14 protein-coding genes and 1 pseudogene are annotated in these 20,359 nt (G+C 68.5%); 3 read left to right on the forward strand and 12 right to left on the reverse strand.

What is annotated here, in order from left to right; genetic code table 11:
* Positions 1-20 precede the first annotated feature (20 nt).
* From secG to ACREPD_RS07620, 3 genes are all read right to left on the reverse strand, one after another.
* Positions 21-461 (reverse strand): preprotein translocase subunit SecG, encoded by a 441-nt coding sequence (gene secG / locus ACREPD_RS07610; protein ID WP_421570570.1) that lies wholly within the window; start codon positions 459-461, stop codon positions 21-23.
* Positions 462-521: 60 nt separating this feature from the next.
* Positions 522-1,274 carry a triose-phosphate isomerase gene (gene tpiA, locus ACREPD_RS07615; protein WP_431598748.1) on the reverse strand — a complete coding sequence of 251 codons (753 nt, stop codon included), beginning with the start codon at positions 1,272-1,274 and terminating at the stop codon, positions 522-524.
* A gap of 130 nt (positions 1,275-1,404) precedes the next feature.
* The gene (locus ACREPD_RS07620; RefSeq protein WP_421570568.1) at positions 1,405-2,340 is read right to left on the reverse strand and encodes an isopenicillin N synthase family dioxygenase; all 936 of its coding nucleotides are present in this window, start codon (positions 2,338-2,340) and stop codon (positions 1,405-1,407) included.
* A gap of 294 nt (positions 2,341-2,634) precedes the next feature.
* Here ACREPD_RS07620 and ACREPD_RS07625 point away from each other — a divergent pair, with 294 nt between their 5' ends.
* Both ACREPD_RS07625 and ACREPD_RS07630 read left to right on the forward strand, forming a co-directional pair.
* Complete coding sequence (locus tag ACREPD_RS07625; protein WP_431598749.1) at positions 2,635-3,786, forward strand: glycosyltransferase family 4 protein; 1,152 nt, start codon at positions 2,635-2,637, stop codon at positions 3,784-3,786.
* Positions 3,773-4,627, forward strand: a complete 855-nt coding sequence (locus ACREPD_RS07630; protein ID WP_431598750.1) for a polysaccharide deacetylase family protein — start codon at positions 3,773-3,775, stop codon at positions 4,625-4,627. The genes ACREPD_RS07625 and ACREPD_RS07630 overlap by 14 nt, the downstream gene beginning before the upstream one ends.
* Positions 4,628-5,318: 691 nt before the next feature.
* Here ACREPD_RS07630 and glmM read toward each other — a convergent pair.
* From glmM to trpB, 5 genes are all read right to left on the reverse strand, one after another.
* A complete protein-coding gene (glmM, locus tag ACREPD_RS07635; RefSeq protein WP_431598751.1) occupies positions 5,319-6,686 on the reverse strand; it encodes a phosphoglucosamine mutase in 1,368 nt (455 codons plus the stop codon).
* Positions 6,686-7,564, reverse strand: a complete 879-nt coding sequence (gene accD / locus ACREPD_RS07640; protein ID WP_431598752.1) for an acetyl-CoA carboxylase, carboxyltransferase subunit beta — start codon at positions 7,562-7,564, stop codon at positions 6,686-6,688. The genes glmM and accD overlap by 1 nt, the downstream gene beginning before the upstream one ends.
* Positions 7,565-7,712: 148 nt before the next feature.
* Positions 7,713-8,522, reverse strand: coding sequence for a tryptophan synthase subunit alpha (trpA, locus tag ACREPD_RS07645; protein ID WP_431598753.1), 810 nt, complete (start codon positions 8,520-8,522; stop codon positions 7,713-7,715).
* 1 nt (position 8,523) lies between these two features.
* Complete coding sequence (locus ACREPD_RS07650; protein ID WP_431598754.1) at positions 8,524-9,210, reverse strand: hypothetical protein; 687 nt, start codon at positions 9,208-9,210, stop codon at positions 8,524-8,526.
* A complete protein-coding gene (trpB, locus tag ACREPD_RS07655; protein ID WP_421571069.1) occupies positions 9,207-10,433 on the reverse strand; it encodes a tryptophan synthase subunit beta in 1,227 nt (408 codons plus the stop codon). The genes ACREPD_RS07650 and trpB overlap by 4 nt, the downstream gene beginning before the upstream one ends.
* 95 nt (positions 10,434-10,528) lie before the next feature.
* Between trpB and ACREPD_RS07660 the strand changes: the two genes are divergently transcribed.
* Positions 10,529-11,419 (forward strand): LysR family transcriptional regulator, encoded by an 891-nt coding sequence (locus tag ACREPD_RS07660; RefSeq protein WP_431598755.1) that lies wholly within the window; start codon positions 10,529-10,531, stop codon positions 11,417-11,419.
* A 316-nt stretch (positions 11,420-11,735) separates the two neighbouring features.
* Here ACREPD_RS07660 and ACREPD_RS07665 read toward each other — a convergent pair whose 3' ends face one another.
* The 4 genes and pseudogenes from ACREPD_RS07665 to ACREPD_RS07680 all read right to left on the reverse strand — a co-directional run.
* Positions 11,736-12,836 carry a toxic anion resistance protein gene (locus tag ACREPD_RS07665; protein ID WP_431598756.1) on the reverse strand — a complete coding sequence of 367 codons (1,101 nt, stop codon included), beginning with the start codon at positions 12,834-12,836 and terminating at the stop codon, positions 11,736-11,738.
* Between the two features lie 43 nt (positions 12,837-12,879).
* A complete protein-coding gene (locus ACREPD_RS07670) occupies positions 12,880-13,602 on the reverse strand; it encodes a hypothetical protein (protein ID WP_431598757.1) in 723 nt (240 codons plus the stop codon).
* Positions 13,599-18,965, reverse strand: coding sequence for a DNA repair ATPase (locus ACREPD_RS07675; protein ID WP_431598758.1), 5,367 nt, complete (start codon positions 18,963-18,965; stop codon positions 13,599-13,601). The genes ACREPD_RS07670 and ACREPD_RS07675 overlap by 4 nt, the downstream gene beginning before the upstream one ends.
* A 95-nt stretch (positions 18,966-19,060) precedes the next feature.
* A pseudogene (locus tag ACREPD_RS07680) lies at positions 19,061-20,359 on the reverse strand (hypothetical protein); the annotation flags it as partial.

A 20,359-nucleotide genomic window follows, 5' to 3' on the forward strand; every position in this document is an offset into this window, starting at 1 on the left:
GCCGCATATTGTAACCGTCTTCAGCGAGTCTGGGTGCCTTCCGAAGGCTTTTCTTCACCCGATTTCGGCGTTTCCGCCTGAGCCGGCACAGTCGCCTGCGGAACCGGCTGCTGGACAGCGGTTTCCGGGGCCTTCGGCACGACCGGCAATTCACCCGCCGGGGTCGCCGGCGCGGTTGCGGCCGGAGCCGACATCACGCCGAGGTCCTGCTGGACGCCCGGACGCGAACCATGGCTGGCGTACCAGGCCATGAACAGGCTGATGCCGAAGAACACCACGGCCAGCCACTTGGTCGACTTGGACAGGAAGTTGGACGCGCCACGCGCGCCGAACACCGTGCCCGAGGCGCCGGCACCGAAACCCGACCCTGCGGCCGCGCCGGAACCACGCTGCATCAGGATGAGCGCGATCATGGCCACCGCCACCAGCACGTAGACCACATTGAGGATCAACATCAGCATTTCGAATCCGCCCTCGGACATGTAATGCCGACGGTCAGCCGGCAATGTTGCTTAATTTAATTAGGTGGCCGCCGCATGGACGATGGCCAGGAAATCCGCGGCCACCAACGAGGCGCCGCCGACCAGCCCTCCATCGACATCGGGCTGCGCGAACAGTTCCCCAGCGTTGTCGGGCTTGACGCTGCCGCCGTAAAGGATCGGCAGCGAATCCGCAATTCTAGCATCGAGCTTGGCCACTTCGCCACGGATGAACGCGTGGACCTGCTGGGCCTGCTCCTTGGTGGCGGTCCGGCCGGTGCCGATGGCCCAGACCGGCTCGTAGGCGACCACGGCATGCTGGAAGCCGGCGGGGCCCACCAGCTCAAGCACGGGGGCCAGCTGGCTGGCGATGACCGCTTCAGTCTGGCCGGCTTCACGCTGGTCCAGGGTTTCGCCCACGCACAGGACCGGCACCAGGCCGGCATGCAGGGCGGCGGCGAACTTGCGCGCGACCAGCTCGCTGCTCTCGTGGTGGTACTGGCGGCGCTCGGAGTGCCCGACCAGGCCGTAGCGGGCGCCGACTTCGGCCAGCATGGCGGCGGAGACCTCGCCGGTATAGGCGCCCTTCTCGTTGGAGCTGACGTCCTGGGAGCCAAACGCCACGGCCCGCCCCTCGAAATCGGCCACGAGCTCGCCCAGGTAGGGCAGCGGCGGCAGGATCACCACCTCCACCCCGTCCTTCGGCAGGCGGGCGACGATGTCGCTGACCAGGTCGGTCGCGAATTGGCGGCTGCCGTGCAGCTTCCAGTTACCGGCGACGATCGTGCGGCGCATGGCGGGCTCCTTTTGGGTATCAGCCGGCAATGATACCGGATGTAACGAATCGGCGTTTCCCGAAAACGCTTACATTTCAAATGGATATTGAAATATGGAACGGAAAAGGCCGCCTTGCGGCGGCCTTCTCTTACTTCAGCTTGATCTCGCGCAGGCGCTCTTCGAGGAACCCGTGGGCGGTGATCGGCTCCGGGTAGCGGCTCGGGTTTTCCGGGGTGATGCAGGTCGGCAGCACGTCGATCAGGAAGTCCGGGTTCGGGTGCAGGAAGAACGGCACCGAGTAACGCGGCTGGCGCGCCTGTTCGCCCGGGGGGTTGACCACGCGGTGGATGGTGGACGGGTACACGTGGTTGGTCAGGCGCTGCAGCATGTCGCCGATGTTGACCACGATGGTGTCCGCATCCGAGGTGAACGGCACCCACTTGCCTTCGTGAGACTGCACTTCCAGGCCCGCGGCGCTCGCCCCGACCAGCAGCGTGATGAAGTTGATGTCGCCGTGGGCGCCGGCACGCACGTTCGGGATGTCGTCGGCGGTGATCGGCGGGTAGTGGATCGGGCGCAGGATGGAGTTGCCGTTATTGGTCTTGTCCGCGAAGAAGTCGATCGGCAGGCCGATGTGCAGCGCCAGCGCCGAGAGCACCCGCGAGCCCAGCTTGTCCAGTTCCTGGTACAGGCCGTAGCCCTTCTCCTTGAAACCCGGCACCTCGCTCGGCCACAGGTTCGGGGCCATCACGTCACGGTACTTGGAGTCGTCCGGAATCTCCCGGCCGATGTGCCAGAACTCCTTCAGGTCGAAATGCTTGGAGCCCTTGGCGGTCTCCACGCCGAACGGGGTGTAGCCGCGCGCGCCGCCGGTACCCGGCAGGTGGTACTGCAGCTTGGTGGCTTCGGGCAGGGCGAAGAAGGCCTTGAACACGTCATAGGCTGCGTCAATGTCGGCCTGCGGAATGCCGTGGTTGCGTATGCCTGCGAAACCCCATTCGCGGTAGGCCGCGCCCAGCTCTGCGACGAAAGCGTCGCGGTCGCTGTCGAAACGGGTGATATCGAGGGTGGGGATCTGGCTCACAGCGGTTCCTGGCTTGTTCGAGGTGGGAAACGTGGCCACGCCTGTGGCCCGGCTGAACATTGTGCCAGATCGGACGATAGACACCTTCGATACATTGATACATATCGATACAATGCGCCCTGCCCGGCCACGCGCCACCGCCGGGCGGCCAGGGACGCCAGCCACCGCCACGTCTTCCGACTCCCCTATCTGCGCAGACCGTGCATGGACGCCGGCCCGGTGGCAGCGGCCTGCCCGCCTGACCCGATTCCGCACGCACTGACGTTTACCGACTACACCCTTGGACCGTTCATGATGAACACACCCCTCAAGATCCTGCACACGGAAGCCGCCAAGGGATTCGGCGGCCAGGAGATCTACATTTACCGGCACATGCTGGCCATGCGCGAGCGCGGCCACGACGTGTCGCTGTTGTGCCAGCCCGGCGCCCGCCTGGGCGAGATGGCGCGTGAGGCCGGCTTCACGGTGCACGCACTGAAGATGGGCGGCCTGCTGCGCCTGCTGCGCGGGATCTGGTCGGTATCCCGGCTGGTCAAGCGCAACGCCTATGACGTGGTCAATACGACCAGCCGCCGCGACGCGCTGATCGCCGCCGCCGGTGCACGCCTGGCCGGCGCGCCGTTGGTGGTGCGCTCGCGCCACCTGATGAGCCCGGTCAATTCCCTGCTCACCTACACCGGCCTCCCGCACCGGGTGCTGACGGTCAGCAGCTTCGTGAAGCAGTTGCTGGTCCACCGGGGTATCGAGGACGCGCATATCGGCATCGTGCCGCCGATCGCGGTGCCGCCGCAGTGGTCGCAGGTGCAGAACGACGACGCCTGGCAGTGCCTGCAGGACACGCGCGCAGAGGTACGCCGCGAGCTCGGTTTCGACGATGACCAGATCGTGGTCGGCTGCGTGGCGGTGCTGCGCGAACCCAAGGGGCACGCCGACCTGCTGCGCGCGATCGCGCCGCTGTGCCGCCGCCATCCCAATCTGCAGTTGGTGATCGTCGGCGACGGCCAGCCGATGATGGACACGCTGAAGGCACTGCGCGAGTCGCTGGGCATCGCCAATCAGGTGCACCTGCTGGGCTACCGGCTGGGCGCGTGCCGGCTGATGACGGCGTTCGACCTGTTCGCGCTGGCCAGCCACAAGGAAGCGGCCGGCACGGTGTTCCTGGAAGCGGCCTATGTGGGCGTGCCGATCGTGGCGACCCGGGTGGGCGGCGTGCCGGAAATGCTGGTGGAAGGCAGCAACGCACTGCTCGCGCCGCTGGGCGACGAAGCGGCGCTGACGCGTGCGCTGGAGACGCTGGTGGAACAGCCGGAGCGCCGCCGGCAGATGGGCCGCGCGGGATGGGAGTGGATGCGCAGCGCGCACCGCTTCACGCCGACCGGTCACACGGAGGCGACCGAATATTATTATCACCAGTGGCTGAAGGAACTGGGACATGGCGAACGCTAGAACGGTACCGGTATTGATGCACCACCACGTCTCGCCTTCGCCGGGGATGATTACGGTGTCGCCGGAGAATTTCGAGAGCCAGATCGCCTGGCTGGCGCGCAACGGGTGGACGTCGCTGACGCTGGAGCAGTACGCCGGCTTCCTGGCGGGCAAGCCGGTGCCGCGCAAGTCGATCGTGATCACGTTCGATGACGGCTATCTGGACAATTGGGTCTACGCGCACCCGATCCTGCAGAAGTACGGAATGCACGCGGTGGTGTTCGTGGTGACTGGCTGGATGGGCGAAGGCCCGCTCCGCCCGCACGCCGGACAGCCCGGCGCGACGCTGCCCGACACGCCCGATCACCGCGGCTGCGAGGCGGCGATCCTGCGCGAGAACCGCTGCGACGATGTGATGATGCGCTGGAGCGAGGCGCGCGCGATGATCGCGGCCGGCACGTTCGAGGTGCATTGCCACACGCACACGCACACGCGCTGGATGAAGCAGGACATCAGCCGCGAGCAGAAGCGCGAGGGCATCGCCGGCGACCTGGCGAAGGCGCGCATCGTGCTGCAGGAACAGCTCGGCGAGGTCTCGGACACGCTGTGCTGGCCCTACGGCGATTTCGACGAGGACTACTTGCCGATCGCACGCGAGCAGGGGTTCCGCTACCTGCACACCACGCACCCGTTCGGGCGCAACGTGGTCGGCGGTGATCCAGAACACATCTACCGTTTCGCAATCCGCAACCGCCCGGCCAGCTGGCTGCGCAAGCGCATCGCCTGGAGCTACCACCCGCTTATCGCGCCGGTGTTCAACCGCTTCAAGGCCAAGCAGAAGAAGATGGTGCCGGGGCCCTGAGCCTCACGCGGTTGCAAAGATCGCGACGCGGTTGCACATATCGCCACGCGATTGCAAAGATCGCGTAGAGCCGGGCTCTGCCCGGCTGCTTCACGCATTTGAGCGAACAGCCGGTGGGCAGCGTGATCCGCGATTTGGCGGGACGGTGCGGGTTTGCGGGGGACGCTGCAAGTACGTCCATGTAAGCTCAGTCGCCGCATCCATGCGGCTCATGCCCCCGCAAACCCACCCCGACCCGCCTTTGACAGTGTGTCGTTGCCAGGGGAAAAGCGGTCGCGCCGGCCGTTGGCCGCGCCTCGTTTCGCCAGGTTCAATGCGTTACCGGGTGTTGACGGGTTCACGGCAGTTGTCTTGCGACCAACCCTACCGACGATGCGTGCGGTGCGGTGCGGCGCAGCGCGACGCGGCGCATTTGATTTCCACTGGCCACCGATCACTGTCAAAGGCGGGTCGGGGTGGGTTTGCGGGACTGTAGAAAACATGGATGTTTTCTACAAGCCTCCATGGACGGATTCACGGCGTGTCCCGCAAACCCGCACCGTCCCGCCAAATCCAGGAAACCGCTGGCCACCCGCTGTTCGCTCAAATGCATGAGGCAGCCGGGCAGAGCCCGGCTCTACGAGCGGCTGGCAACGCTAAAAGAAAAACCCGGCCGAAGCCGGGTTTTTCATTGCTGCGTGATCCCACAGGATCAGGCAGCTGCAGCGGTCTTTACGGCGGCGGACAGGCTGTCCAGGGTGGCCTGCATCAGCTCGGCCGTGTCGGCCTCTACCGTGACGCGCACTACCGGCTCGGTGCCGGAGGGGCGCAGGAACGCGCGGCCCCTGCCCTTTACGGCTTGCTGCGCGGCGGCCAGCGCCGACTGCACGCCGTCGGACTGCACGATCGCCTTGGCCGACACGCCGGCCAGGCGGACGTTGACCGTCTTCTGCGGCACCCGGGTCAAGCCGACCAGCGACTCGCGCAGGCTCTTGCCTTCGCGGCGCAGGACTTCCAGCACCTGCAACGCACTCACGATCGCGTCGCCCGTGGTGGCACGGTCCAGGCACAGCAGGTGACCGGAGGCTTCGCCACCGAGCACGCCGCCGCCTTCGACCAGGGCCTGGTGCACATAACGGTCGCCGACATTGCTGCGCTGGAACGGCAGGCCCAGGCGCTCCAGCGCCTGCTCCAGACCGAAGTTCGTCATCAGCGTGCCGACCACCGGGCCGCGCAGGCGACCGCTGCTCTGCCACGAGGGCGCGAGCACATAAAGCAGATCGTCGCCGTCGACCGGGTTGCCCTGGTCGTCAGCCATCAGCACGCGGTCGCCGTCGCCGTCGAACGCAATACCCAGATCGGCACCGACCTCACGCACCTTCGCCGCGAGGTTGTCGATGTGCATCGAGCCGACGCCGTCGTTGATGTTCACCCCGTTCGGCTCCGCACCGATCGCCACCACCTCGGCGCCCAGCTCGCGGAACAGCAGCGGCGCGATGTGGTACGTGGCGCCATGCGCGCAGTCGAGCACGATCTTCAGCCCGCGCAGGTCGAACTTGCGCGGCACGCTGGCCTTGCAGAACTCGATGTAGCGGCCCACCGCATCGCGGCCGCGTGCGGCCTTGCCCAGGCGGTCCGAGTCGGCCGTCGTGAACTCGGTATCCAGCGCCGCTTCCAGCGCCAGCTCCGTGGCATCGTCGAGCTTCTCGCCATCGGCAGAGAAGAACTTGATGCCATTGTCATAGTGCGGATTGTGCGAGGCACTGATCACGATGCCCGCGTCCGCACCCAGCGTGCGGGTCAGGAACGCGACCGCCGGGGTCGGCATCGGCCCGAGCAGCTGCACGTCCGCACCGGCGGCGACCAGCCCGGCCTCCAGCGCGGCTTCGAACATGTAGCCGGAAATGCGCGTGTCCTTGCCGATCACCACCACCGGGCGGTGGCCCGGACGATGGCCATTGCGCTCGGTCAGCACGCGGCCCAGCGCATTGCCCAGGCGCAGCACGAAATCGGCGGAGATCACACCCTGCCCGACCCGACCGCGGATGCCGTCGGTGCCGAAATACTTGCGCGCCCCCATCAGGCAGCCACGTCCGGTGCCGGCTGGCGGCCCAGCAGGGCCAGCAGCTCAGACAGGCGGTCGCGCAGCTCGCGGCGGTCGCAGATCTGGTCGATGGCGCCGTGTTCGAGCAGGAACTCGGAACGCTGGAAGCCTTCCGGCAGCTTTTCACGCACCGTCTGCTCGATCACGCGCGGGCCGGCGAAGCCGATCAGCGCCTGCGGCTCGGCGATGTTGATATCGCCCAGCATCGCGAACGACGCCGACACGCCACCGGTGGTGGGATGGGTCAGCACCGAGATGTACGGCAGACCCGCCTCGCGCAGGCGACCCAGCGCGGCCGAGGTCTTGGCCATCTGCATCAGCGAGAACAGGCCTTCCTGCATGCGCGCGCCGCCGCTGGCGGAGAAGCACACGTAGGGGGCACGCAGCTCCAGCGCCTTTTCGGCCGCCAGCGAGAAGCGCTCGCCCACCACCGAACCCATCGAACCGCCCATGAAGGCGAAGTCGAAGGCCGAGGCCACCACCGGGCGGCCCTTCAGCTGGCCCTGCATGGCGATCAGCGCGTCGTACTCGCCGGTGTTCTTCTGCGAGGCCTTGATGCGCTCGCTGTACTTCTTCTGGTCCTTGAACTTCAACAGGTCGGTCGGGCCCAGGCGGGCGCCGATCTCGCTGGTGCTGTCCGCGTCGAACAGCGAGGCCAGGCGCGCGCGGGCGCGGATCGCCATGTGGTGGCCGCACTTGGGGCAGACTTCGAGGTTCTCTTCCAGCTCAGGACCGTAAAGCGCGCTGCCGCAGCTGCTGCACTTTTCCCACAGGCCCTCGGGGACGCTGCGCTTCTTGCTGGGGACGTTGTCGGTGCGGATGCCCGACGGCATCAACTTGCTGAGCCAACTCATGCGGGATGACACTTCCGTTCAGGGCGGCCCGAAAGCCGCAAAGGCGGACAGTCTAGCTCACCCGTTCCGTGGCCGGGACCCCCTGCCGGCGGGGGGGGAGCCGGCGTGAAAACCATGCTGGGCCGTACGTTGCGGCCAAGGGCGGGCCTCATTCGTCCAGGGCCTCACGCAACGGCTGCAGGAAACTGCCCGCCACGCGCGCGGCGTCGCCCGCATTGGTGGCCTCGCCCAACGCCGCCACCAGCGCGCTGCCGACCACCACGCCGTCGGCCTCGACCGCCATCGCCGCCGCGCTGGCCGCGTCCTTGATGCCGAAGCCGGCCACCACCGGCACCGACGAACGGCTGCGCAGGTCGCGCAGGCGCGCACCCGCCGCGCTGCTGTCCAACCGCTCCGACGCACCGGTGACACCGGCAAAGCTCACGTAATACAGGTAACCGCGGGCCATGCCGGACAGCAGGTCCAGCCGCGCGTCGGCCGTGGTCGGCGAGGCCAGCAGGATCAGCGCCAGGCCGGCGGCATTGAAAATCTCCAGGGTCTCGGCCGCCTCTTCCGGCGGCAGGTCGACCAGCAGCACGCCGTCCACCCCCGCGGCGATCGCCGCCTCGGCGAAGCGCGCGGTGCCGTGGATCTCCACCGGATTGAGGTAGCCCATCAGCACCACCGGCGTGGTCGCATCGTCGCGCCGGAACGCGCTCACCGTCTCCAGTACGTAACGCAGGCCGGCGCCGCGGGCCAGCGCGCGCTCGGAGCTGCGCTGGATGGTCGGGCCGTCGGCCATCGGGTCGGAGAACGGCACGCCCAGCTCGATCACGTCGGCGCCGGCCGCCGCCAGCGCGTGCATCACCGGCACGGTGGCCTCCAGCCCCGGATCGCCGGCGGTGATGAAGGGAATCAGCGCCTTGCGGCCGCTGGTGCGCAGCTGGGCGAAACAGGCATCAATACGGTCAACAGGCATCTCAGGCACATCCTTCAATCAGTTCAACGGCGCCGCTGGCGCCCCAGTACAACTTCGATATCGTCCCGTCGAAGATCTCCAGCCGGATCGCCAGATCCGAACCGGGGTCCTGCCAGGTCAGGTATTCGCCCGTTTCCGGGTCATAGGCATGCGGTTTGCGGGTGCTGCCAGGCGGCAGGCGCTTGAGCGCTTCCTCGCGCGACATGCCCACCCGCAGCCCGAACGGCCCGGGCTGGGTGATCGCCTCGGCCGAGCCGTCAATGGTGTCCAGGTCGAAGCGCTGCACGTGGTCGTTCTCGACCATCATCGACACGCCTTCGGGCAGGCTGCCGCGCTCGTAATACTCGCAGGCGCCCTTGCCCAGCCCGTCACCCAGGCCGGCCGAATGCCACGCGCCGTCCGCATCGGTTGCGGTGAAACGCTGACCGATCACGATGTCGCCCGCATGATCGAGCGCCACCGACACCACGGCAGGCGCGTCATCGGCAGCCTCGGCGGGTGCCGGCTCCGGTGCATCCTCGAACGGGCGGTTTTCCACCCCATCATCATTGCTGGCCGGCACGCGCGCGGGATCAATCGGCGCCGGTGCGGCCGGCGTGCCCGCCAGGACCGGCGGGTCCGGCGGCGTACAGGCGGTCAGACCGACCACGATCAGCAGCGCACTTCCTTGGCGCAGCAGTGGATTCACAGGACCAGACCCTCGCGCGCGGCGATGGTGTGCACGTCCTTGTCGCCGCGACCGGAAAGGTTGCACAGCACCAGCTTGTCGCTGGGCAGCTCGCGCGCCAGCTTGATTGCCTGCGCGACGGCATGGCTGGATTCCAGCGCGGCCAGGATGCCTTCGCTGTGGGCCAGCTGGTGGAATGCGGCCAGTGCCTCGTCGTCGGTGATGCCGACATACTCCGCGCGGCCGGCGTCGGCCAGGAACGCGTGCTCGGGCCCGACACCCGGATAATCCAGGCCGGCCGAGACCGAATGGGTTTCGATGATCTGCCCGTCGTCATCGCAGATCACGTAGGTGCGGTTGCCGTGCAGTACGCCCGGGCGGCCGGCCGCGATGGACGCGGCATGGCGGCCGGTTTCGATGCCGTCGCCGGCCGCTTCGGCACCGACGATGCGCACCTCGCGATCATTGAGGAAGGCATGGAACAGGCCGATGGCGTTGCTGCCGCCGCCGACGCACGCGGTGATCGCATCGGGCAGGCGGCCGTAGTCGGTGAGCATCTGCGCGCGCGCCTCGCGGCCGACGATGGCGTTGAAGTCACGCACCATGCGCGGGTACGGATCGGGACCGGCCACCGTGCCGATGATGTAGAAGGTGTCGCGCACATTGGTCACCCAGTCGCGCATCGCTTCATTGAGCGCGTCCTTGAGCGTGGCCGAGCCGGACGTCACCGGCACCACCGTCGCGCCGAGCAGCTTCATGCGGTAGACGTTGATCTTCTGGCGCTCGATGTCGGTGGCGCCCATGTACACCACGCATTCCAGGCCCAGCCGCGCGGCCACCGTGGCGCTGGCCACGCCGTGCTGGCCGGCGCCGGTCTCGGCGATGATGCGCTTCTTGCCCATCCGCGACGCCAGCAGCGCCTGGCCGATGGTGTTGTTGATCTTGTGCGCGCCGGTGTGGTTCAGGTCTTCGCGCTTGAGCAGGATCTGCGCGCCACCGACCTGCTTGCTGAGCCGCTCGGCGTGGTAGATCGGGCTGGGCCGCCCCACGTAGTGGGTCAGGTCCTTGTCATAGGCGGCGATGAAGGCGGGGTCGCGGCGCGCCTCGTCATAGGCGGCGGCCAGTTCCTGCAGCGGCCCGATCAGCGTTTCGGCGACGAAACTGCCGCCGTAGCGGCCGAAATGGCCCTGCGCGTCGGGATAGGCGTGGAAATCTGCGATGGGGGATGCGGGGGATGCGGACATGACGCGACAGCCGGTTGAGACAGGCTGACAATTTAGCGCACATATCCCGGCCGGAATATCGATATTATCTGCGACGAACCGTCAGGAAAACTCACATGACCGAGATCCCCCTGCCGCCGCTGAACGCCCTGCGCAGCTTCGAGGCCGCCGCCCGCCTGGGTGGCGTGGGCCGGGCCGCCGAGGCCCTGCACGTCACCCACGGCGCGATCAGCCGCCAGTTGCGGCTACTGGAGGAGCACCTGGGCGTGGCGCTGTTCGAGCGCGATGGCCGCGGCCTGCGCCTGACCCGGGCCGGCGTGGAGCTGCAGGCCGCCTGCGAGGGTGCCTTCGACCAGATCCGCGCGGCCGTGGTCGGGCTGCAGCGGCGGCAGCGGCCGGAGGCGCTGGTGCTGGGCTGCAGCGGCAGCATCCTGGCGCGCTGGATGATTCCCCGCCTGCCCGCCCGGCAGGCCGAACTGCCGCAGGTGCCGCTGCACTGGTCGGCGCAGGACGGCAGCTTCACCGAGCAGCAGCAGGCGCTGGATGCCGTGCTGCTGCTGGCGCAGCCGCCCTGGCCGCGCGGCTGGCAGGTGCGCGAACTGGCGCCCGAACGGGTCGGCGTGGTGGTCAGCCCGCAGCATCCGGCCGCCGCGCGCCTGCGCGGGCACCCGCCGGCAACGCTGCTGGCCGAGCCGCTGCTGCACACCACCTCGCGCCCGCAGGCCTGGCCGGCGTGGGCGGCGTCGCATGGATTGGAGCCTTCCGGGCTGCAGTTGGGCACCGGGTTCGAGCATCTGTACTACCTGCTCGAGGCGGCGGTGGCCGGCCTCGGCGTGGCGATCGCGCCGGAGCCGCTGGTGGCCGACGAGCTGGCGGCGGGACGGCTGCTGGCGCCATGGGGATTCGGCGCCACGGGCGGGTTCTGGGTGTTGGCCACGCCGGAAGGCACGGCGGATGCGCGGGTGGATGCCCTGGCGGAATGGTTGCGCGGGCAATTGGACCGGTGACGCGCAGCCACGCATGGCGTGGCTCTACCGGACCGGCGCCCATGGTTCATAGATCCCGATCCCAATGGGCCCGTAAACGTTCGTAGCCCCGAAGAGAACGGCAGGAGCCGTTCTCAACGGCGCGCCGCGCCGGCCCGAAGGGTGCCCGCCAGGACGGCGGGCATAACGTTGGCCGGACACCGCGCGTAGCGCGGCACAAGCGTCCGAAGCCGATGCAATGCGGCGCCGACCACCAAACCGGCGTTTAGACCAGAACGAAGTCACCCGTCAGACGTTCATGACCCCGGAACGAAGAGCATCCGGCCAACGGCCGGCGCTACCCGGCGGTCGGCTGCGCCAGGCGCGCCTGCACATCGTCGCGCAGGCGGGCCAGCTCGACTTCGGCCTGCTGGCGCTGCTGCATGCCTTCGCGATGGATGGTGCGCACTTCCTCCACCGTGGCGATCAACTGCTCATGGGTATGACGCAGCGTGGCCACGTCGATGACCGCGCGCTGGTTGGCCTTCGCGGTTTCCACCGAGGTCTGCCGCATCAGATCGGCGTTGCGCCGCATCAGGTCATTGGTGGCATCGTCGATCGCGTTGGACAGCTCCACCGCACTCTTCTGTTCGCTCAACGACAGCTGGATCGCGAACTGGCGCTTCCACGACGGGATCGTGATGTCGCGCACCGTGTTGAACTTCTCGATCAGCTGGATCGCGTTGGCCTGGATCAGGCGGATCATCGGCAGCGACTGATCGGCCGCATGCTGCATCACCACCAGGTCGCCCACGCGCTTGTCGAGCAGGCGCAGCGCATTGTCCAGTTCGCCCTGGCGGATGCGCACCTGCGGGTCCTCACTGCCGACGTTGCCCTGCTGCTCGCTGCGCAATTCGGCCAGCCGCTGCTTGCCGGCCGCGATGTGCAGGCCCAGCGCGTGGCGCTCTTCGCGCACGATGTCGTGCATGCGGTCGAACTCGCCGACCCGCTGTCCCATCAGTGTCTGCTGCGCGCCCACATCGCCCAGCAGCTGCTCGATCTGCCGGTTGGTGTCGCTGAATTTCTGTACCAGCTCGCCTTTCGACGCACGCAGCTTGTCGATCAGGCCGCCGATCACCGGCACCTTGGAGCGTTCGGTCAGGCCATCAAGCTTGAGCGAGCGCGCGATGCGCACCACTTCGCCGAGCTTGTCGCCGCTGCTGTCCAGGTCACGATTGCGTACCTGGTCGAGCAGCTGGCTGGAGAACGCCGCCGTCTTGGCGGCCGCCTCGCGCCCGAACACCTGCAGGTTGCCCGGGCGGATGTCCTCCAGCCCGCGCCCGATCTCGGCGATCTTCGGCAGGTCCTCGCGGACCAGGCCCAAGGCCTGCAGCGTGGCGTCGTCCACCGCCTGCGCCGGTACGGGCAGCGCTGCGCTGTCCTGCGTTTCCTGGGTCATGGATGCGTCTCCTTGAAAGTGGCGTACGGGCGGTGCACGAAAGTCATTCCAGTCTAGCCTGCGCCGAGGCGACCTCGGCGGCGATCTGTGCCTGCAGCTGCGCGGCCTGCGAGTCGCGCTGGCGCTGGCCGTCAGCTTGGCGTGCCAGCACCGCCTGCTGCCAGGCCGGCAACAGGAGGTCGGCGATGCGGCGGAAGCGGGCCAGCAGCGCCTCATCCTGCGCCTGCAGCAGCTGCCATTGCGCGGCTTCGGTCTGCTGCAGCACGGCCAGCCGGCGCAGGTGGTCAACTCGCTGGGCGATAACCGCCTGCAGGCCGTCGGACAACTCCGGCATCTGCGCTGCAGCGGCCGCCGCCCACGCGTCCAACGCCAGCGCACCCTGACGGGCCTGCTCAACGGCAACCGCGCGCAGCGCCCCCTGCCCCTGCACCGCGCGGGCGCAGTCCTCGGCCTGCACCAGCAGCAGGCCCAGCCGCGGTCGCCACGCGTCGCCGTCCTGCTGGTGCTCCACGTCGCGGCCGAGCAGCCGCCCCCACCAGCCGGTCTGCCGGCGCAGCTGGCCAGGATCGGCCGACTGCAGCGTGCGCGCGATCTGCGCCAGCAGCGCAATCAAGCCCTGCCCGGCAGCCGCGTCTGCCGCCGGACGCGCCGCGTCACGCGCGGCCACCGCCTGCAGCAGCACGTCGCCGTAACGCGACAGCGCGGCCGCGTCGGCAGCGACCGTGGCCGGCGGTGCCGGCAACGCGGGCAGCGCCCCGTCACTCATGCAGGCGCATCACCGCCGCCGCGCTCCCAACGCGGCGGTAGGTTCGATTCGCCGTAGAAGTGGCGCATCAGCGCCTCGTCCAGCGCCCGTTCTTCCGGCGTGGAGGCCCGCTTGGGGCGCGCACCGGCGCGCGGCGCCGGCCCGTTCTCCATCTGCTGGCGCACCCAGGCGGCCAAGAGCGCCAAGGTCTCCCCGGTACGCAGCTGCTGCTCATGCGAATCGCCGAGCAGTTGGAGCAGCGGTGCCAGCCCGGCCTGCAGTCCGCTGGCCAGCGGTTCGGCCAGCGTTGGGGCCGCGACCGGTGCGACCGGCGCAGCGGCAACCGCCACCGGTTCCGCGCGTGCGGCCGACAGCCGTTCCAGCGCGGCCAGCAGGGCCGGCCATGGCGCAGGGTCGGCCGCGGTCACCGGTGCCGGCGGCGGCAGCTGCAAGGCGCTGGCGATATCGGCCAGCTGCGCGACCACGCGCCCGCCGACATCCGCATCGCCGGCACCCATCGCCTTGTTGCGCAGGAAATCACGCTTGATCTGCTGCCAGCGCGCGGCGGCGGCGGCGTCAAGCGTGCCGCGCAGCTCGGCGAGCTTGAGCAGGTTCTCTTCGGCGCCGGTGGTCAGCAGCTGGGCCTCGCCCACGTAGTGGTCGGAGATGAGCTGCTGTAGCTCGGCGTCGTTCATCACCGGGGAGATCTTCTCCGCCAGCTTGTTCATATTGCGGTAGCTGCCCTGCAGCCGGAACGGCGGCTCGGTGCGGTAACGGTCGTCCTGCGCGGCACTGGCGATGTACTGCTGGTTGACCCGGTAGACCACGTCGCGCACGCGCAGCATGCGCTGCAGGGTGCCGACGATCTCGTTGATCTCCGCGCCGCTGTAGGCATGGCTGAGCGCGTTGGTGGACACCTCCTTGCCCATCGCCCGCTCGACCAGCAGGTACAGGTCGGCCATCTCGCGCGTGGCAAGCGGGGCCAGCACCGGGTTGGAGGTCAGGCTGTTTTCGATGTAGCTCAGGGTGAAGGCGTCTTCCATGCCGCCGAGCACATCGCCGAGGTTGTAGATGTCGGCACGGTTGGCCAGCATGTCCGGAATCTTGAACACCTCGCCGGACTCGGTGTACGGGTTGCCCGCCATGACCACGCAGAACTTCTTGCCGCGCATGTCATAGGTGCGGGTGCGGCCGCGCCACACGCCTTCGATGCGGCGGGTGCCGTCGCACAGCGAAATGAACTTCTGCAGGAACTCGGGATGGGTATGCTGGATGTCGTCGACATACAGCATGGTGTTGTTGCCCATCTCCAGCGCCAGGTTGAGCTTCTCCAGCTCCTGCCGCGAGGTGGCGTCCGGCGCCTGCGCCGGATCGATCGAACGCACCTCGTGCCCCAGCGCCGGGCCGTTGATCTTCATGAAGACCAGGCCGAGCCGGTGCGCCACGTACTCCATCAGCGTGGTTTTGCCGTAACCCGGCGGCGAGATCATCATCAGCAGGCCCATCAGGTCGCTGCGCTTGTTCTCGCCGACCGTGCCCATCTGCTTGGCCAGGTTGTCGCCGATCACGCCCAGGTAGACGTCGTTGATGAGCTTGTTGCGCACGAACGAGGACAGCGGCCGCGCCTTGAATTCGGACAGGCGCAGGGCGTCGCGCTCGCGCGCGACGATGCGCTGGCGCACGCCCTGGTAAGCATGGAACGCCGGCACGAACACGCTGGCGTGCTGCTGCAGGCGGGCCATGAAATCGTCCAGCGACAACGACAGCCGGCCCTGCACGACGCGCGCATGCTCACCCAGCAGGCCGTCGACCGTGACCTGCAGGACGGCGTCCGAGGCACGCGTGCGCAGCGCACGCTGCACCAGCAGCAGTGCGGCCGCTTCGTCGGCGTAGCCGGCGTGGTCGGTGAACGCCGGCAGCGTGCACAGTGCGCGCAGCCACTGCCCCGCCAGCGCCCAGCGCGCCGCCAGGCCGTCCTGTTCGCGGGCCAGGGCGCGTTCGAACACCTCGCGCTGCCCCGCCGCCTGCAGTTGCTTCGACAACGCATCCAGCAGTGCCAGCGCATAGCGGCTGGTGCTGAAGACCGGCTCGCCGGCGGCGAGTTCCGCGCACAGGTAGGCCGCTGCGGCATGGTGGTCCGCCGCCGTGAACGGCAGCTGCCGTGCCTCGGCGAACGCAGCCAGGGCCGCGCCGACTTCGTCGCGCAGGGCCTGCTGGCCCTCGCGCGAGCCGAACAGCTGGGCGATCGCATCGGCGCCAGCCTGGCGCGCCGGCCATTGCACGACGGCCTCATCGCGCTGCTGCTGGGACCAGAACAGCATCGCCAGCGCGCGCGCACGTGGCGCATGCAACAGCGTGCCCGCGGCCTGCTGCAGCGGCAGCAGGGCGCGCAGGATCGCGCTGGCATCGTGGTCGTGGATGCCGCGCTCGTAGCCTTCGCGGTAACGCGGCGCGGCGAAGTCGCGGACGATTTTGTCCAGCGCCTCGGGCTCGGCGGCGCTGTGCTGCAGGGCTGGTAGATCCAGTCCGTCGCGCCCCTCCATTGCCGCCTGCAGCACGCTGCCGGCCAGGTACTCGCCGCGATACAGCGCGGCGGATTCCGAATCCAGCCCGACCTGCCAGTACGGCTTGAGCTCGGCCAGTTCGGGGTCGTGCAGCGGCTCGAGGAAGTCGGTGCCGGTCAGGTGGATGGCCAGGGTGTCGCCACGCGGCAGCAGGGTCAGGTCCAGCGGCTGGGTGTTGACGCTGAAGCGATGCCGCGGCCCGAGCCGGACCACGTTGCCACCGGCCTCGAACAGATCGCTGCGGTCGCGCAGCGCGCGCACGGCCTGGTCGCGCACGCCCTTCAGGCGCGACTCGATGTCGTCGGCCTTGACGCTGTCGCGCAGCTCACGCAGGCGCTCGGCCAGTTCACGCAGCTTGAGCACCAGCGGGTCGCCGGCGAAGAACGCATTGAGCTCATCGGCGCTGGCGAAACGCTCGGTGCGCTTGGCCAGGCCGTCCAGGATGCGGCTGGCCGCGTCGAGCACCGAACGCGCCTTGCGCTGGCGCTCGTCGAGCAGGGCCTGCTTGTGGGTCTCGAAGGCTTCGATCAACTCCTCGCGCTTGGCCAGGATGTCGCCGAGGAACTGCTCGTGTTCGCCGAACTGGCTCTCCAGTTCTTCCAGCTGCACCAGCAGCCGCGACATCTGCTCGTCGGCGCGCTCGGGGTCGGTGGCCATCGCCAGCGCACTGGTGATGGCCTGCGAGAACAGCGCGAACTGGGCGGCGAACTGGGCCACCGCCTCGGCCGAACCCAGGCTGCGGCGGCGCTGCTCGGCGCGCGCGCGCGACTGGTTCAGCCGGGCGTACACGGCCGAGATCGCCTCCACCACGCGGGTGCGCTCGGTGGCGTCATCGACCTTCAGCCCGGCCATCAGCCCGGACAGCATGTCCAGGTCGGCGGACATGGCGCGCATGCCGGCCAGCTGTTCGTCCAGCACGCGCGCGCTCTGCGCCTGCTGGGCGGCCTCGTCCAGCGCCTGCAGCCGCACGCCGAACGGCGCCAGCGCCGTCTCGCCGGCAAGGAACGTCCCCGTGGCGGCACCGACGCTGTCCTGCGCCTTCTGCAGGGCCGCGGTCATCGCATCGATCGCGTCGGTGTCGATGTAGCGGTAGTCGCGGATGGTGAGCAGCTGGCCGCGCTGGGTCGAGATCGCGTTGAGCGCCTCGACGAAGGCCTGCACTTCGTTCCAGTTCTCCGGCTGCAGACGCGCCAGCAGCGCCTTCTGTGCGGCCTGCGCCTGGCTCATCGCCTGCGCCGATTGCTGGCGGATCGACTGGACCTTCTCGTACTCGTCCAGCACCGATTCGCCGGTGCTGCTGATCTCGCGCAGCAACCCGGCCGCGCCTTCGCTCTGCGCGTCGTCCAGCCAGTGGTGGGCGTCGAACATGCGCCGGGTGTCCTGCACCAGGCGCTGGTAACGCTGCACCGAGACATCGTCGCCTTCGATGGCGCGCGCCAGGTCGAACAGGTTCGAAATGCCGCGCACCAGTTCGGCGTTGCCGATGCGGCCCATGAAGGTGTTGCCCGGCGGCCGGCTGGCCGCGAATTCGTCGGTGCTGAACGGGGTCTGCCAGACCTGCATCGGGTGGATGCGGGTCGGCTCGGTGCCTTCGGCATGGAACAGCACCATGCGCCCGTCATGCATGAACGCGTAGCCGTGGCCGAACACCGGGTTCTGCAGCACGCGCTGGATGGTGTTGTACACGAACAGCGCCGAGCGCCCGCCTTCGCGCTCGTAGAAGATGTAGAGCACGTCCTCGCCGTTGGGCGAGCGGATGGCACGCTTGAACTGCATGCCCTGCATGGACGCATCGAACGCCTTGTGCTCGCCGCTCTGCAGGTAATAGCCACCCGGGAAGATGATGCCGTGGTCTTCCGGCAGCTGCACGCAGGCCTGCACGATCGCGTCGTTGCGCACGATGGTGCCGGTGAGCGTGTTGTAGATCAGGCCACGCCAGACCGTTTCGCGGTACGGCAGCACCTTGAGCAGGATCAGCGAACCGACCCGCGCGAAATCGAACTGCGCGTCGTCCAGCGACTGGGTGCTGTCGTCCACCGGCTCGGCGTAGATGCCCTGCCCGCTCTCGGTGTTGTTCTCGACCTTGATGGTCAGGTCGCCACCGGTGGTCTCGACGAACAGGGTGTCGAGGATGTTGAGGTGCGCATGGCGGCCATTGACGGCCATGTCGCGGGTGGCACGGGTCCAGTCGAAATCGAACGGGGGCGGCAGCGCGATGTCGCGCTCGCCGCGTGCATCCAGATAGGTCAGCGCGCCGTCGGACGCAACGGCCCAGCGGAACACGCGCACGTCGCTGCTGCGCTCGCCGATCTGGAACGCCGCCAGCAGCTTGTCGCCGATGACGATCAGCTGCAGCAGGCGCGCATGCTTGTAGTACGCATACAGCTCGCTGAAGTCGTGCACGAAGCCGGGCTGGGCCAGGAAGCTGCCCTTGGCCTCCACCGGCACCACGTCGTAACCCTCGCCGGTCTGCACCAGCCGGTACAGGCCGAACACATCTTCGACCCGGGTCTGGGTCTTGAGGCCCAGGAACACGTTGTAGCCGAACAGCAGCAGGTCGGGGCCGACCTGCACGATGTCGCGGCCCACGCAGTTGTTCTCGCTGCGGATGCGGAAACGCCCGATGACCTCCAGGCGGCTGTCGCCGAATTCGGCCAGGCGCTGACGGTTCAGGGTATCGGCAAGCGCGCGCAGGCGGCTGCCCTGGTCGCCCAGGCGGCGGCGCAGGACTTCGTAGGCACCGCCCTGGGCGACGGCCTGGTCAACGCTGGCGGTGGCTTCCGGCGCGGACGGCTCGGGACGGTTGGCGGTATCGGACATCGGCTTCCTTCCGGCTCACGGACAACCGGCCGGGCAAGCCGGCCGGTGATGGCACGACGGCGGCACAGGGGCCGCCGCCGGTTCCAGCGCTGTACTCAGCGCGTTTCGATCACGGTGGCGGTCACGCTGTCCACCGCATCGGCGGGCTGCTCGGTGAGCTTGCGCGGGGTTGGCTCGCGCGGGGTCACGCCGAGGTAGCGCTCCATCAGGTCCTGCACGATCGGGCTCTTGCCGGCCAGGCCCTCAATGGACTTGCCCAGCGAGACGGCCTTGATGAGGTTCTCGAACATGCCGCCGTCGCCGCCGACCAGGTCGATGTCGGCATTACGCAGCGCGCTGGCGATGACGCCGGCGTTCTCGCGCGAGACTTCCTTGCCTGCCTCGATCGACGCCAGCGCCTGCTTCAGGCTGTTGTCGAGCATCATGCGGAACTCTTCGTGGCCGCGCGCGGTGTCGCTGAGCGAGGCGATGGCCTCGAACTTGCGGACCAGGCCTTCGGCTTCGGCGAGCAGCTTCTTCTGCACCACGCCGGCCTCGGCACCGCCGAGCGATTCGGTGGCGGTGGCACGGGCACGGCCCATCTGCTCTTCGCCCTGGGCCTGCGCGTGCAGGGTTTCGGCCAGCACACGGGCTTCGTTGGTGCCCTGCTTGAGGTTGGCGTCGGCCTTGGCTTCGATCACGCGCGCCTCGGCGATGCCCACCTTCTCGATGGCCAGTGCGGACGCCTCACGCACCTGCGCCTCGGCCAGGCCGGGGGCGGCCTGCTCGGCACGGGTACCGTCGGCCAGCAGCCGCTTGGCCTCGGCCTGCTTGCCGGCCGCTTCGTGTTCGGCCTGGGCCAGGGTGGTGATCTCCACCGCGCGGTGCTTGGCCGAGGTCTCGGCCGCCTGGGCTTCCTTGACCTGGCGCACCATCAGCTCCTGCGCCTTGCCTTCGGCTTCCAGGATCAGCACCTGCTTCTGGCGGTCGGCCTCGGAGACCTCGCGCACTTCCTTGATGCGCTCTTCTTCCTGCGCCACGGTCTTGTCGATGGCGATGCGCTCGCGGGTGATGTTGGCCACGTCCATCTTGCCGGACTCGACCACCTTGTCGCGCTCCACGCCCTGCAGCTGCACTTCACGCTGGGTGGTGACCTGCTCCAGTTGGCGCGCGCGCTCCACCCGTTCGGACTCGATGGCCACCGCACGCTGGCGGTTCTGCTCGGCCACTTCGACTTCACGCATGCGGTTCTGCTCGCGGATTTCGATGACTTCCTGCGCCTCGATGCGGGCCTGTTCGGACAGCTGGCGCTGCTCTTCCTGCACCTTCGCGGTTTCGGCCTGCTCGCGCGCCTGGATGGTTTCGATCTCGCGCTTCTGGCGCGCCTCGGCCTCGGCCTGCTGGCGCTCCAGAAG

This window comes from Stenotrophomonas sp. (genome assembly GCF_050737075.1).
In the GTDB taxonomy this organism is placed as follows: domain Bacteria; phylum Pseudomonadota; class Gammaproteobacteria; order Xanthomonadales; family Xanthomonadaceae; genus Stenotrophomonas.

Coding starts and splice junctions, on each gene's coding strand:
- ACREPD_RS07675 (WP_431598758.1), bottom strand. CDS start 18,965: ATGTCCGATACCGCCAACCGTCCCGAGCCGTCCGCGCCGGAAGCCACC.
- tpiA (WP_431598748.1), bottom strand. CDS start 1,274: ATGCGCCGCACGATCGTCGCCGGTAACTGGAAGCTGCACGGCAGCCGC.
- ACREPD_RS07625 (WP_431598749.1), top strand. CDS start 2,635: ATGAACACACCCCTCAAGATCCTGCACACGGAAGCCGCCAAGGGATTC.
- ACREPD_RS07660 (WP_431598755.1), top strand. CDS start 10,529: ATGACCGAGATCCCCCTGCCGCCGCTGAACGCCCTGCGCAGCTTCGAG.
- ACREPD_RS07630 (WP_431598750.1), top strand. CDS start 3,773: ATGGCGAACGCTAGAACGGTACCGGTATTGATGCACCACCACGTCTCG.
- trpB (WP_421571069.1), bottom strand. CDS start 10,433: ATGTCCGCATCCCCCGCATCCCCCATCGCAGATTTCCACGCCTATCCC.
- ACREPD_RS07670 (WP_431598757.1), bottom strand. CDS start 13,602: ATGAGTGACGGGGCGCTGCCCGCGTTGCCGGCACCGCCGGCCACGGTC.
- accD (WP_431598752.1), bottom strand. CDS start 7,564: ATGAGTTGGCTCAGCAAGTTGATGCCGTCGGGCATCCGCACCGACAAC.
- glmM (WP_431598751.1), bottom strand. CDS start 6,686: ATGGGGGCGCGCAAGTATTTCGGCACCGACGGCATCCGCGGTCGGGTC.
- secG (WP_421570570.1), bottom strand. CDS start 461: ATGCTGATGTTGATCCTCAATGTGGTCTACGTGCTGGTGGCGGTGGCC.
- trpA (WP_431598753.1), bottom strand. CDS start 8,522: ATGCCTGTTGACCGTATTGATGCCTGTTTCGCCCAGCTGCGCACCAGC.
- ACREPD_RS07665 (WP_431598756.1), bottom strand. CDS start 12,836: ATGACCCAGGAAACGCAGGACAGCGCAGCGCTGCCCGTACCGGCGCAG.